This is a genomic window from Frankia sp. CcWB3, from assembly GCF_977927595.1.
Genome location: NZ_CDWRCK010000104.1, coordinates 1 through 13,454, shown reverse-complemented (window position 1 = coordinate 13,454; position 13,454 = coordinate 1). Strand labels below are relative to the sequence as shown.

General features: G+C 69.9%; 9 protein-coding genes and 2 pseudogenes. 5 read left to right on the top strand and 6 right to left on the bottom strand.

From position 1 onward, the window contains the following. Positions 1 to 79: 79 nt before the first annotated feature. Positions 80 to 487: pseudogene (locus tag ACY5KJ_RS10150) on the bottom strand (SulP family inorganic anion transporter); the annotation flags it as partial. A gap of 357 nt (positions 488 to 844) precedes the next feature. Here ACY5KJ_RS10150 and ACY5KJ_RS10145 point away from each other — a divergent pair. After that, positions 845 to 934 (top strand): annotated as a pseudogene (locus ACY5KJ_RS10145) (type II toxin-antitoxin system TacA family antitoxin); the annotation flags it as partial. A gap of 68 nt (positions 935 to 1,002) precedes the next feature. Here the strand turns inward: ACY5KJ_RS10145 and ACY5KJ_RS10140 are convergent. The 3 genes from ACY5KJ_RS10140 to ACY5KJ_RS10130 form a co-directional block, all read right to left on the bottom strand. Continuing rightward, the gene (locus ACY5KJ_RS10140; protein WP_462186637.1) at positions 1,003 to 1,572 is read right to left on the bottom strand and encodes a hypothetical protein; all 570 of its coding nucleotides are present in this window, start codon (positions 1,570 to 1,572) and stop codon (positions 1,003 to 1,005) included. Between the two features lie 90 nt (positions 1,573 to 1,662). Then, positions 1,663 to 1,857 (bottom strand): hypothetical protein, encoded by a 195-nt coding sequence (locus ACY5KJ_RS10135; RefSeq protein WP_462186636.1) that lies wholly within the window; start codon positions 1,855 to 1,857, stop codon positions 1,663 to 1,665. Positions 1,858 to 2,075: 218 nt separating this feature from the next. Next, entirely contained in the window at positions 2,076 to 2,921 is an 846-nt protein-coding gene (locus tag ACY5KJ_RS10130) for an LLM class F420-dependent oxidoreductase (RefSeq protein WP_462186635.1), read from the bottom strand. Positions 2,922 to 3,525: 604 nt separating this feature from the next. On the opposite strand from ACY5KJ_RS10130, the gene ACY5KJ_RS10125 reads away from it, so the two are divergent. Both ACY5KJ_RS10125 and aat read left to right on the top strand, forming a co-directional pair. Next, positions 3,526 to 5,907, top strand: coding sequence for a putative bifunctional diguanylate cyclase/phosphodiesterase (locus tag ACY5KJ_RS10125; RefSeq protein ID WP_462186634.1), 2,382 nt, complete (start codon positions 3,526 to 3,528; stop codon positions 5,905 to 5,907). Then, positions 5,898 to 6,830, top strand: a complete 933-nt coding sequence (gene aat, locus ACY5KJ_RS10120; RefSeq protein WP_462203251.1) for a leucyl/phenylalanyl-tRNA--protein transferase — start codon at positions 5,898 to 5,900, stop codon at positions 6,828 to 6,830. Before ACY5KJ_RS10125 ends, aat begins: the two co-directional genes overlap by 10 nt. A 46-nt stretch (positions 6,831 to 6,876) precedes the next feature. On the opposite strand, the gene ACY5KJ_RS10115 is transcribed toward aat, so the two are convergent. Then, a complete protein-coding gene (locus ACY5KJ_RS10115; protein WP_462186633.1) occupies positions 6,877 to 8,190 on the bottom strand; it encodes an aminotransferase class I/II-fold pyridoxal phosphate-dependent enzyme in 1,314 nt (437 codons plus the stop codon). A 582-nt stretch (positions 8,191 to 8,772) separates the two neighbouring features. On the opposite strand from ACY5KJ_RS10115, the gene ACY5KJ_RS10110 reads away from it, so the two are divergent. After that, positions 8,773 to 9,510: a class I SAM-dependent methyltransferase gene (locus ACY5KJ_RS10110; RefSeq protein ID WP_462186638.1), complete on the top strand. Its 738-nt coding sequence runs from the start codon at positions 8,773 to 8,775 to the stop codon at positions 9,508 to 9,510. A gap of 47 nt (positions 9,511 to 9,557) precedes the next feature. Here the strand turns inward: ACY5KJ_RS10110 and ACY5KJ_RS10105 are convergent, their stop codons facing one another. Further along, on the bottom strand, positions 9,558 to 12,920 hold the full coding sequence (locus ACY5KJ_RS10105) for a UvrD-helicase domain-containing protein (protein ID WP_462186632.1): 3,363 nt from the start codon (positions 12,918 to 12,920) through the stop codon (positions 9,558 to 9,560). A gap of 313 nt (positions 12,921 to 13,233) precedes the next feature. Between ACY5KJ_RS10105 and ACY5KJ_RS10100 the strand changes: the two genes are divergently transcribed. Then, a partial coding sequence (locus ACY5KJ_RS10100; protein ID WP_462203250.1) for a hypothetical protein occupies positions 13,234 to 13,454 on the top strand: 221 nt, incomplete at its 3' end.

Genomic DNA, 13,454 nt, shown 5'->3' with positions numbered 1-13,454 from the left:
CCACATCAGGTCACAGCAGGCCACGTCGAGCCAACATTACGCACAGTTACCAAACTGGCTGGGGTTTCACGCCCACCCCGGTTAACTTCGAAGACCCAATATGAGGAAGCTGCGCGAGAAAGATGAGGATCGCGAGCGCGTTGACGAATCCGACCATGACCGGACGCGGCACGAAACGCATCAGCCGGCCTGCCCCGACCAGCCCGAGAATTATCTGTACGACGCCGGTCACGACCGTCGTCGCGAAGAGGTACTCGACCCCGTGATCCCGGACGAGCGGCACCATGACGAGCGCCATCGACGCTGTTGCCGCCGAGATCATCGCTGGGCGACCGCCCGCGATCGCAATGATCACTGCCATCGAGAACGAAGCGTAAAGACCCACCTTGGGATCCACCCCGGCGATGACCGAGAACGAGATCGCCTCAGGAATCAGGGCCAGGGCGACCACCAGACCAGCCAGCAGATCCGCGGTGGGACCCGCCAGCCATGCCGCTTTGAAACGTCCCCAGACTGCGTCCCGACTAAAGCCAGAAAACGGCACGATTACTCCTCGCCTGCAAGGGGGCACTCGCGGCAGGCGAAGTCGGATGATGGCGGGTTGCCGACCAGGGCACTGGGGATCGGTTCCGTTGGCGACGTGACTCCATCCACATACATCCAACTCTAACGTAACGGTAGGGTTGGCCGAATTGTCGGCTCGCACGACGTCGCGGACACCGACACCCTCGACCTGCCCGCAGCGCGCCGGGCCGTCATCGACGCCCCGCCCTCTCTCCACCCATCCGGCCGCCTTCTCACACCAGCAGCCGAGTTTGGCCGCAGGTTGCCGGAGAACGAGACGTGGGTAGAGTTCCTCGCCGTCCTCGACCGCCCGATGACTGCCAAGCCCCGGCTGGAGCGCCTGTTCGCCGAAGAATCCATCTTCGAGTGAGCGGCTACTCGGCCCCCAGACCAATCACTGCCTCCGACGACCTGTCGGCCTTCGACAGCGGTGAGCCCTCACTCGACGACTGGCTGCGCCGACGCGCTCTGGGTAACCAGGAGGGGGGTCCGGCTGAAGCTGCCGTGCCAGACAGCCTGGGCACCACTGTCGCCGATCCGGTAGACCTGCACGACCGAACCGGCGGCGGCGACGAGGCTGAGCACGGCGAGAACCGCCACGAGCAGCGTCCGGCCGGAACCGGTCGCGGTGCGCGCCGGAGCCGTTTCCGTTCCGGTGGCGGCCGAGCGGCGTGCAAGCACCCACGGCACCACGGCCGCGACGAACAGCCCGGCGGCCCAGGGCAGCAGGGTGTCGCCGAGTTCGGCGTGCCGGCGGACCAGCTCGTTCGAGGGCACGCGTGCCTCGAGCCACTCCCCCGCATGGGTGGTGAGCGGCACGCTCACCAGCGCGACCAGAGCGACTAGCGGGGTGATGACGCCCAGCCGGCGCCGCGCCGCCGGCCACACCGCGGACAGCACCACCAGCATCGCCGCCAGCGGCACGAGGATGACAACCACATGCACGAGCAAGACGTGCGCCGGCAGTCCGTTGATCTCCGTTGGCCCCACGGTCGCCCCGATCGTCATCTCGCGATGTCCGCACCACGAGCCGTCACAGACAAAAGAAATCCACCCCGGATTATGACAGAGGTAGTAGAAATATTACTGCTACCTCTGTCATAGATGAAACGGGGCGGCTAGGTACGCACCGCGCCCAGGGCGAGGCCTGAACACCGGGGTGCCGGAGGCCGGGGCGGTCTCCCGCAGGGTGCGATAGACCTCGTCGAACTCGCGCACCGCCCGGACGCGCCGGTGCGGCGCGAGCATCCGGTGCAGCAGCCACCGCCGCTCGGCTGTGCGCGCGGAGTTCACCCTGGCATCCAGCCGGGCCGTCGGTGGCCCCCGGTGCCGGGCCGGCCGACGGGCCGGCCGCGTCGCCCCGGCCACCCAGAGGGTCAGGAGATTTCGGCGAGCCCGGCGACCCGCGGAATCACCTTTTCACCGAGTATGGGGACGTAATGAAGTAACAAATACGTGATCGAGAGCATCATCGCAGGTCACAGGCCTGTGGAGGGTTCGAAACGCGCAAGTTATTTCATTTCGACTCCTATGTGAAGAGGCTCGACGTGCCAGACGTCGCGCACGCCACCGAGAACCGCCTGGACACCGAGTTCGGCCAGGTCGTTCAGCTCGTCGAGAATCCTCTCCACATGCTCCCCCCTCGGTCCGACGTCAAAGGAGAAGACCACGGTCTTGAGGATGTCGTCGTAGTTCCGACCCTCGCGTTCACAGTGTTCGCGCAGCACCTGGAGCTTGCGCGCCAGATCGGGACCGGGAAAGAGGTTGCACGCCTGTGCGTATCGGGCGACGAGACGCAGCGTCTTCTTTTCGCCACCCCCACCGATCAGGATGGGTGGATGCGGCCGCGTCAGCGGCGAATTCAGTGGACGGGCCAACTGGTAGTACCGGCCGGAGAAGGGGCTCTCGTCACCGCTCCACATCCGCAGGCAGATCTGCAGCGTCTCCTCGAGCCGTTCGAACCGCTCGGCCAGCGGCGGGAACGGCAGACCGAGACCGACCGCCTCCTGTTCGTACCAGGCAGCGCCGATGCCCAGCCAGGCCCGCCCGCCGGAGAGCACGTCCAGCGTCGTGACGATCTTCGCCAGGGCGCCGGGCTCCCGGTAGACCGTACCGGTGACCAGGGTCAGCAGCTTCGCGCGGCGGCTGTGGGCGGCCAGGAAACCCAGCGTCGTGTACGCCTCCAGCATCTCGTTCTCGGCCGGACCGACCATCGCGATCTGGAAGAAGTGGTCCATGACGGCCAGGTAGTCGAATCCGACCGTGTCCGCCACGCGGACCACCTCGGCCAGATCCTCCCCGAGCTGCCCGGAACCGTGCGGGGAGGTGAAGTCGGGTAGTTGCAGACCGATCCGCATGTGCGCTCCTCCCCCGCCTCCAGCGCGGGAAGCGGGACATAGCCGACATTTTCCTATCATGTCTCGCGACGACAGCCTCCCGCCGCAGTGACAACGATCGGGCCGCCCTGACGTGATGAGTCGACGACACGGCCACGCCTGCGCACGGTCACCCCACCTGAACCCAACGCCACACCAGCAAATCGCGACAAATTTTTGTATATAAATGACAAGAGACCAAGATGTACGAGAATGTAGGCATGCCCGGCCAAGCCTCCGTCATGATGGTCACATGAGGCCCGAGTGGCGGGACCTCCGGGGTGTCCGTACCCTTTCCCTCAACGGAGGTAGCCCTGTCCCTCCCGCACGACCGGTCGCCACCGGCGGTGGTCGATTACCGGGCCTGCGGGGTCGGCACCATGGCCGCACCGGAGAGGGGCCGGAGGGGGAGCCGCCACCATCGCCCGCCCACGGCACACCCATGAAAGATCATCTTTTTCGGCGAACCGGCCGGCAAGGCGGCCGCCGGTGCCGCGGGTGTCGTCGCCGCGGCACCGGGCGATGGCCGTCGGCACGATGCCGGGCACGTGCGCAGGTTCCCACCACGCTGCGGGGGGATGACCGGTTGACCGCCTCTCCCCCTCCCCCGCGCCGGTTCCGTCTGATCCGGGCCGCCCAGCTCGTCCTGATCGTCGCCACGGTCTACCTGTCCGTCTCCGCGTTCGTCACCGTGCCCCGCATCGGCAACGAGACCGGGTCGCTGCGTTACGGCGTCGCCCTCGGCTCGGGCCTGATCTGCCTGTCGCGGGCGGTGTTGATCCGCGGCGAACGCCTGCCCTGGGCACTGCTCGGCACCGGGCTCGTCAGCTACGGATGCGCGACGATCTACTACAACGCGGCGGTCGCCGGCCGGCAGGACGACGACCTCGGGCCGTCGCTGGCCGATCTCGGCTGGCTGCTCTTCTATCCGGCGTGCTATGTCGCCGTCATCCTCCTGCTACGCAGAAGAGTGCTCCGGCTACACACGAGCGTCTGGATGGACGCGCTCGTCGGCCTGCTCGGCGTGGCCGCGCTGACCAGCGGCATCGGCGTGGCGATGGCGAACTCGTATCCGCGCTACAGCGCGTGGACGATGACGGTGAATCTGATCTATCCGCTCGCCGACCTGCTGCTGATCCTGCTGATCGTCACGGTGTTCAGTCTGCTGGGCTGGCATCCCGGCCGGATATGGTGGCTGCTGGGCATCGGGCTGGTGGGCTTCGCGATAGCCGACTCGCTCCTGCTGGTCAGCGTCACCACGGACAGGGACCCCGGGCCCGGCCTCCTCAGCACGCTGTGGCTGTTCTCGGTGCTCATGCCGGCCCTGGCCGCCTGGCAGCGACCGCGCTGGCACCCACCGGCCAAGATGTCCGGCTGGGGCGTCATCGCGGTCCCGCTGGTGCTCACCGTGATCGCGCTCGGTCTGCTCGTCCTCGGCGCCGCGGTCCAGCTGCCAAAGATCACCGTCGGGCTCGCCGCGGCCACGGTGCTGACGGCCCTGGCCCGCGCCGCGTTCACCTTCATCGAGGTCCAGCAGCTCGCCGAGAGCAAAGCGCTGGCCCGCACCGACGAGCTGACGGGCCTGGCGAACCGGCGTGGCTTCATCGAACGGCTGACGAAGGCCGAGCAGCACGCCACCGGGGTGGACACCTTCGCACTCCTCCTGCTGGACCTTGACCGGTTCAAGGAGATCAACGACTCGCTGGGGCATCAGGTGGGCGACGCGCTGCTGGCGCAGGTCGGAACCCGTATCTCCGACGCCCTGCGTCCCGGCGACCTGCATGCCCGCCTGGGCGGCGACGAGTTCGCGGTCCTGCTCGAACACGCGGACATCGAGGCCGCGAAACGCGTCGCCGACCGGGTGCTGGCCGTGCTCGACGATCCCTTCGACGTCGGCGGGGTGACCCTGCACGTCGGCGCGAGCATCGGCGCCGCCGTGTACCCCGACCACGCCGAGGACGCCCACACCCTGCTGCAGCGCGCCGATGTGGCCATGTATGCCGCGAAGTCGGGCCGCACCGGCGTGGAGTCCTACCGTCCCGGGTCCGACGTGAACAGCCTCGTCCGCCTCGACATGATCGAGTCCCTGCGCGCGGCGCTCGGCACCGGCCAGCTGGAGGTGCACTACCAGGTCAAGGTCGACCTCGATTCCGGGCAGGCGAACGCCGTAGAGGCCCTGGTCCGCTGGCGGCATCCCCGCCGCGGCCTGCTCGGGCCAGAGGAGTTCGTCCCCCTGGCCGAACAGGCCGGTTTCATCCGGATGCTGACCATCGAGGTGCTGGAGACCGCCCTGGGCCAGTGCCGGCAGTGGCACTCCGCCGGATTCGACGTCGCGGTGGCGGTGAACCTGTCCGCCTCGGACCTGCTGGACCGTGGCTTTCCCGAACAGGTCAGCCGCATGCTCTCCGGCTTCGGGCTGAGCCCGACGGCACTCGAGCTGGAGATCACCGAGACCACGTTGATGCTCGACCGGGTCCGCACGGCCGCCGTACTCGGGGAGCTGCGCGACCTGGGGATCGGAATCGCCGTCGACGACTACGGCACCGGGTACTCCTCCCTGGCCAGGCTCTGGGAGCTGCCCGTCGACGTGCTGAAGCTGGACAAGTCATTCATCCAACGCATGGAGGTCGACGGCCGGGCCGAGGCGATCGTCCGTTCGACGGTCGGACTCGCCCACGCGCTCGGCCTGCGCATCGTCGTCGAGGGCGTGGAGACCGCCGGGGCGATGCGGATGCTGCGGGATTTCGGCTGCGACCTGGCTCAGGGCTACTTCCTCGGCCATCCGGGCCCATCCGAGCAGGTGACCGAGCAACTGCGGCGACGGGCGCCGTCGGCTGGCATGATCGATCCGGAGACGATCGGCCGGACGGAGGAATGTCCCGGCGATCTCTCCCCGACGATGGAGAGTGCCGTGCTGAACGCCCCAGTCGCCCCGGATCGGACGCCGGCGGTCAAGTCGTGGCGCTGACGGCGCCGCCCCGCGATCTCGGCCCCACCGTATGGGACGGGCTCTCGCTGCTGACCAGCCCACGCCAGGCCCCGGTCGCCGTCGGCGGTGAGCTGGATCCGGCGACGTTGATCGGCGCCTACCGGGCCGGTGCCTTCCCTTGGCCGGCGAGCGAGGCCGACGGCGGCGGCGAGGCCCATGAGGACGACGAGGCTCACGGGGACGACGAGGCTCACGGGGACGACGAGGCTCACGGGGACGACGAGAGCGGCGGGACCCGCGGGGGCGGGGAGTGGCTGCGCGAGATCCTGCGGGCGGCGGTGGCCGCCCGACGCATCCCCCATCTGCCCCCGCACCGCCCCGGTGGGCTGGACCTGCCCTGGTGGAGCCCCGACCCCCGGGCAGTGATCCCGATCGGCCGGCTGCGGGTCAACCGGACACTGCGCAAGCGGCTGCGTAACTGTGGGTGGACCACCACCGTCGACGAGCGATTCGTCGACGTCGTCCGTGGCTGCCGCCGCGGCGGCACCTCCGAGTGGATCACTCCCCAACTGGTCGAGGGCTACGCCGAGCTGCACGCCCTGGGCTGGGCGCACAGCATCGAGGTCTGGGAGGGCGACGAGCTGGTCGGCGGCATGTACGGAGTGGGCGTCGGCGGCGTGTTCGTCGGTGAATCGATGTTCCGTACCCGGACCGACGCCTCCAAAGTGGCTCTGGCCGACTTCGACGCCCGGTTCACCGCGGCCGGCGGGATGCTGCTGGACCTGCAGATCGCGACCCCGCATCTGATCGACCTGGGTGCGGTGGAGATTCCGCGGGCCGATTTCCTCGCCGTTCTGGCCCGCGTCCGGGATGCCGACGTCCGCCTCAACCGGGACCGGTACCCGGTCGCCCGCCTTGCCCCGCATGGCGCCTCCGGCGCAATGCGGGGACCCCTGGCCTAGGGCGCCGTCCGGGGTCTCCGTCACCTCACCTCCGGCGAGGTGGGGTTCAGTCGCCGGCGCGGGCCTGCGGGACCGATACCAGGGGAAACCGCTCGACCGCCTCGGCCAGGACGGCCAGCAGATGATCGATCTCGACGTCGGTGTTGGCCGCGGTGACCTGGATGCGCACCCCGACCTGCTCGCGGGGAACGACCGGGAACGGCACCACACTCGCGAAGATCCCCCGTTCGAACAGAAACCGGCCCAACGGCTCGGCCTGCGCGGCGTCGACCAGGGGAATCTCTATGATCGGAAAGCCGCTGGCGTTGAGCGTGAACAGGCCGAGCCCGCGCAGGCCGTCGAGGAACCGGCTGGTCAGGCGATACAGCCGGGCACGGATGGCGTCCCCGCGTTCCGCGTTGACCCGCAGCCCGACCAGCCCGGTCGCCAGGGACGCCACCGGCGACGGGCCGGAGAAGACGTACGGGCCCGCGGTGGACTTCAGATACTCCTTCACCTCCGTGGGGCAGGCGACGAAGGCGAGCAGCGACGAATACGCCTTCGAGAAACCGCCGACCAGGACGAGATCGTCGTAGGTCTCGCCGAGATGGCGGACGATTCCGTTGCCGCGGCTGCCGTAGGGGCTCGACGCGACGGCATCACGCTCGCCGACGACACCGAACCCGTGGGCGTCGTCGACGTAGAGCAGGGCGTCGTGCGCACGGGTGAGCGCCGCGAGTTCGGCGAGCGGCGGGCCGTTTCCGGTCATGCTGTGGACGCCGTCGACGCACACCACCCGGGGGTGGGGGCTCGTCCGCAGCCGGCGTTCCAGCCGGTCGAGCCGGTCCTCGCGGAAGCGCGCCACGACGGCGCCGTGGGCCGCGGCCACGACCGCGCCGTCATGCGCCGTCTGATGGGCGTGCACCTCGACGAAGAGGGCCCCCTTGCCCACGAGGGCGGGCAGCACCGACAGCTGGATGTGGGTGATGGTCGGGAGCAGCAGCGCGTCCTCGGCACCGAGGAGAGCGGCGAGCGTGCGCTCGATGTCGTCGTACATCTGCGGGCTGGCGATCAGCCTCGACCAGCTCGGGTGGGTGCCCCAGTGGTCCAGGTACTCCGGGACCGCCTCGATGATCTCCCGGTCGAGATCGAGGCCAAGGTAGTTGCACGACGCGAAATCGGCGAGCCAGTGATCACCGATCCGTATCCGGCGGCCGTCGATCTCGTCCACCGTCGCGTCGTAAAAGGGCGCGTGGCGGCGCAGGCGGTCCAGTTCGGCCCGCATCCCCATAGGCTGATCAAGAACGTGTCGCCAGGCCGGAGATAACGCCCCCGAGACGGGAGGCGAAGGCAAGTCGGGACTTTCATAGGTCTGCGACATCCCCGCGGCCTAGTCGCCCATGCCCTGGGCCGCGGCGATCGGCCAGGCGGGCGGAATAATCACTAATATCCCGGAAAGTCCAAATGGTCCAGTTTCTCGGAAGATAGTCGGGCCTGCCAGCGGAACCGGGTGCGCTACCACCATCACCAGTCCTCAGGATCGCCGGGAACACACGTCGCCGGGTTCAGGGAACGAAGAAGTACCAACGGGCCAAAGGAGCGTCCAACGCGTAAACAATAAACCTCGGAACCTGGATAATTCCACAACAAGCGCGATATGTTCCTGCTCTGCGCATCGGAGCCGGGAGACCGGGCGGACGTCGGGGCCGCTCCGGACCGGGGTCCACGCCACGCCACGGCCGGGACGGATCCGACTGGCGGCCCGGGCGGCTCCCGCCGCCCGCCGAAGGCCCGCAGCCGTGGTGTTATCGTCCCCGGCATGTCTGACACGGCGGCATCCGCGGCGACCTCCACCGCGTCCACGGCTACGGCTTCCACGGCTCCCCCCGCGGGCTCGAGGCAGGCCCCGACGCCCTCCGCGGCGGCCACTCCCCACAAGCGGACCAAGGAGGAGGGTCCGCTGGTGCGCGCCCTGCCCTATTCCGGGTTCGGACTGTCGCGCTCGAAGACGCTGTTCCTCGCGCACCGCAAGGAGCCCGTCGACCCGGCCGGCTTCTACTCGCTGATCGCCGCGGACTCCGTGCGCCAGCTGATGCGGTACACCTCCCTGACCGGCCAGCTCGTCCTCGACGTCGGCGGCGGCCCGGGTTACTTCCGCTCAGCCTTCCTCGACGCCGGCGCCCGGTATGTGTGGGTCGAGCCGGACGTCTCGGAGATGGAGGCCGGTGGCCTCGAGGTTCCCGGCCGGGTCCGGGGCAGCGCCTTGGACCTACCGTTCCTCTCCGGAAGCGTTGATCTCTGCTACACGTCAAACGTGCTCGAACACGTTCCCGACCCATGGCGGATGTGCTCCGAGCTGGCCCGGGTGACCCGCCCCGGCGGGCTCATCTTCCTGAGCTACACGAACTGGCTGTCCCCTTGGGGCGGCCACGAGACCGCACCCTGGCACTATCTGGGTGGCGACCGGGCGGCGGCAAGGTTCGAACGCCGCAAGGGCAAGGCGCCGAAGAACATCTACGGCAAGACTCTGTTCCCGGTGTCGGTGGCCGACACCCTCGCCTGGGCGAAGCGGCGGCCCGACGTCGAGATCCTCGACGCGATGCCGCGCTATCTACCCGACTGGGCGAAGGTGATTCTCAGGATTCCCGGTGCCCGCGAGATTGTGACCTGGAACCTCGCGATGGTGTTGCGCAAGCGCTGAGCCGCCGGGCCGCGCGAGTGCCGGCCCGGTGGCTCCGGCCCAGCGGCTCAGAGGAGTCGCAGCTGCTTGCCCGGTGCCGGCCGGCGCGGCCGACGCCGCCCGCCCTCGGCCGGGACGCCCTCGGCCGGGGCAGAGGACAGCAAAGCCGGCCTGATATCCGCAAGAAACGGTGAGGGACGGGTCGTCACGACCGACCCGGCGCGCCGCCGGCTGGCCGCCGAGGTGAGGACCAACCGATGCCTGGCCCGGGTGACGCCGACGAAGAAGAGCCGGCGCTCCTCCGCCTCGGCGTCCTTCGTGCCGGCGTCGGCGGTTCCGCCGACGCCACCGCCCGGCGCCTCACCGCCCGGAATCCCACCGGCCGGACCGAACCGCATCGGCAGCAGCCCGTCCTCACAACCGACGATGATGACCAGGCCGTATTCCAGGCCCTTGCTCGCGTGCAGGGTCAGCAGCGAGATCCGGTCCGCCCTCGGGTCCAGCCCGTCGACCTCGGCGGCGAGCGTGACCGACGTGAGGAAACCCGCCAGGTCGTTGCCGGCCGCTGCGGCGGCCGGTGCGAGCAGCTCCACCGCCAGGCGCAGCTCGGCCTCGGTCGGCACCCGCCCGCCGGAGAAGCCGGGGAACCCGTCGGACGGCACGGCGCCGAGCTCGCTTCTCCTCGCCTCGGCAAGATCGGTGGCCCGTGCCGCCGCGTCGCGCAGCAGACCCGACACCGGACGCGGGACGCCGGGACCCGACGGACCCGTGGTCGTCAGGTCCTGCAGCAGGGCGAGCAGGCCGGCGACCGCGGGAGCGTCCGCGAGCGGGAGATGAGAGCGCCGCTGGAACGGGAAACCGCGGGTGGCCAGCGCTTCCATGATCAGCTCGGCCTGGCGGGCGGTCCGGTAGAGCACGGCGATGTCCGCGAAGGAGAACCCCGCGTCGACCGATCCGTCCACCCCCGAGTCCAACGCGTGGAACGAGGTACCGCCAAGCGCCGCGTCGATCGTGCCGACGACGGCGATCGCCTCCTCGGCCTCACTGCGGTAGCGCCGCAGCAGCACCGGGCCGTCGCCCTCGGCGCCCCGCACGGCGGTCAGGGTCCGGTCCGGGACCAGACTCGCGGGCGCGATCACATCGAGCGCCGTCCGCACGATGGTGCGGGTGGATCGGTAGCCGCGGGTCAGGGCGACCGGGCGGGCACTCGGGTAGTCCTGCTCGAACCGCAGGAAGAACCGGACGTCCGCACCCCGGAAGCTGTAGATAGCCTGGTCCGGGTCGCCGATCACGCACAGGTTGGCCGTGGGGGGACACAACAGCCCCAGCAGGCGGTACTGGAGTTCGTCGGTGTCCTGGTACTCGTCGACCCAGACGTGGCGCCACCGCCGCTGGTAGTGCTCGGCGAGATCCGGGGACGACCGCAGCAGGGTCAGCGGCAGGGTGATCAGATCGTCGAGGTCGACCATGTCCCGATCGCGCAGCGCGGCGTTGTAACGGGCGAGCGCCCCGACCAGGTCGTGGTCGCGGATCTCCTCGCCGATCGCTCGGTGCCGCTTGAGCTCGGCGACACCGGCCGCCACCCGCCGGCGCGTCCGGGCGTCGCCCTCACCGTGCAGCGCCGCGGCGATTAGCTCCACGCGCACCGCGTCGTCCGCTACCTGGACCTGCGGGCCCCGGGCGAGTTTCGCGTGCTGCTCACGGATGATCGTGAGCCCGAGGCCGTGGAAGGTCGTCGCGAGCACCCGTCCGGCGGCGTCACCCAGCAGGACGGCGAGCCGTTCGGCGAGCTCCCCGGCCGCACGCCGGGTGAAGGTGACCGCCAGGCACTCCCCGGCCGGCACCCCGTGCTCAGCGACCCGGTGTGCGATCGCGTGGACCAGCGTACGGGTCTTGCCCGTTCCCGGTCCGGCGAGGACGAGCAGCGGACCGGACAGATGCGAGGCGGCCAGCCGCTGCTCGGGATCCAGCCCGTCGAGCACCGACGGGGTCTCGCCGGAAACCGGCGTGAACAGCTGGCTGCCGGCCACCGCGGCGTCCCCCGGCAGCACCGTGGCATCAGAGGCCGGGCGCGCCCGCGCCGCGAGCGCCTCGTCGAGGGAGGGTCCCGTATCGATCCGGTCCTGCCCACCGGCCGCGCCGGATCCCAGGTCGAACAGGGTGCCACCGTCCCGGGCGAGCTCCCGGGGCTCGAACAACCGGATGACGCCGTACTCGCCGTCGAACCCGGCCTGCCGGATCACCTCCCCGCGGCGCAGGCGACTGATTGCCTCGACCAGCTCCGGCGATCCGGCCTCGGCGATGTCCGTGAGCGGTACGTCGCCGAGGATGTCGAGCTCCGGGCCCAGACGGGAGACCAACGACGTCACCTGACCCGCGACCGCCTTGCTCTTCGGACCCACGCCGAGGATCTCCCCGACGACCTCCGGCAGCGGAACCAGCGAGGTGACGCCGGGCGCCGTGACGGGGCGGTGGCCGGGCCGCCGGTCGGCCAGCGCCTCGACCCGGTTGAGGACCCCGACGGTGAGGCCACCGCCGCAGGTGGGGCAGCGTCCGCCGGCCTCCCGGGTCTGGTCCGGCGTGAGGACCACCCCGCACTTGCGATGCCCGTCGAGGTGGTACTTGCCCTCCTCCGGGAAGAACTCGACGGTCCCCGCGAAGCCGTCCCCGCCGCGCAGCGCGGCCTCGATGGAGAAGTAGTCGAGGTCGCAGGTGAACGCGGTCGCCTCCCGGCCGAGCATCGGCGGGGAGTGGGCGTCAGAGTTGCTCACCAGCCGGTAACGGTCGAGACCGGAGATCCGCCAGAACATCTCCGGGTCCGCCGAAAGCCCCGTCTCCAGGGCGAAGACCTCATCGGCGAGGTCGCCGTAGCAGTCCTCGACGGCGTCGAACCCGGACTTCGAACCGAGAACCGCGAACCAGGGCGTCCACACGTGCGCCGGGACCAGATAGCAGCCCGCCCCGCCACCAAGGGTGATCTCCAGCAGATCGCGGGAGTCCAGGCCCAGGATGGGACGCCCGTCCGCGGCGAGGTTGCCGATTCGGGCCAACGCCGCCGTGATCCGTCCGGCGGCCTCCCGATCGGGAGCGTAGAGAAGATGATGGACCTTACGGGTCCGGTCGCCCCTCTTGTAGATCGTCGAGATCTCACTGGAGATCATGAAGCGGGTCGCCGTCCGGCAGGAGGCCGGCAACGTGCGCAGCACCTCATGCTCGAGATCGGACCGCAGCCGGAACAGGCCGGGCTCGGCCGGGACCAGCTTCGTCGCGATCTCCTGGGACCAGGCCGGATGGGTGAAGTCGCCGGTGCCGACGACGGCGATGCCCTTGCGTGCCGCCCACCAGGCCAGGTGCTCCAGATCGCAGTCACGACTGCAGGCACGCGAGTACCGGGAGTGAATGTGCACATCAGTGTAGAACCGTGACCTCACGGATGCGTATGTTGTCGCACCCGCCTCGCCGTGCCGTCGGCGGCACGCCGAACCCGCACCCGAACCCGCACCCGGCGCACCCCGCGGACGGGCTACCCCCTCCTGTCGCTCCGCCGGAGAGGGGGACGTCATTATGCGTAGGATGCCGGCATCCTACCGACCTCGCGGACGTGGCGTCACAGATCGGTGGCGCCGCGGATCGGGAGAGCGGATCGGGAGAACAGCGCCGACGGGAGGAAAGTCACGTGGCGACAACCGACGGATGTCGTTTCCCTCCCGGCGCGGGCGCCGGGATCTCCAGAGCGAGGTCCTGATGACGACGGAGACCGCCGGCCTCGAGCGGCATGCCGCCCTCGCCGACCGCTGTCACCGGCTGGTGCGGTTCCTCCATGAGGTCGCGGCGGCCCGGTCGGGCCGGATCCGGACCATCGAGGAGCATCCGCTCACGGTGTGGCTCGCCAGCATCCCGGCCGGCGTGCCGCTGTCCGAGCACGCCGGGGCCGGCGAGGTGCTGCTGACCGCCCCCGCCGCCAC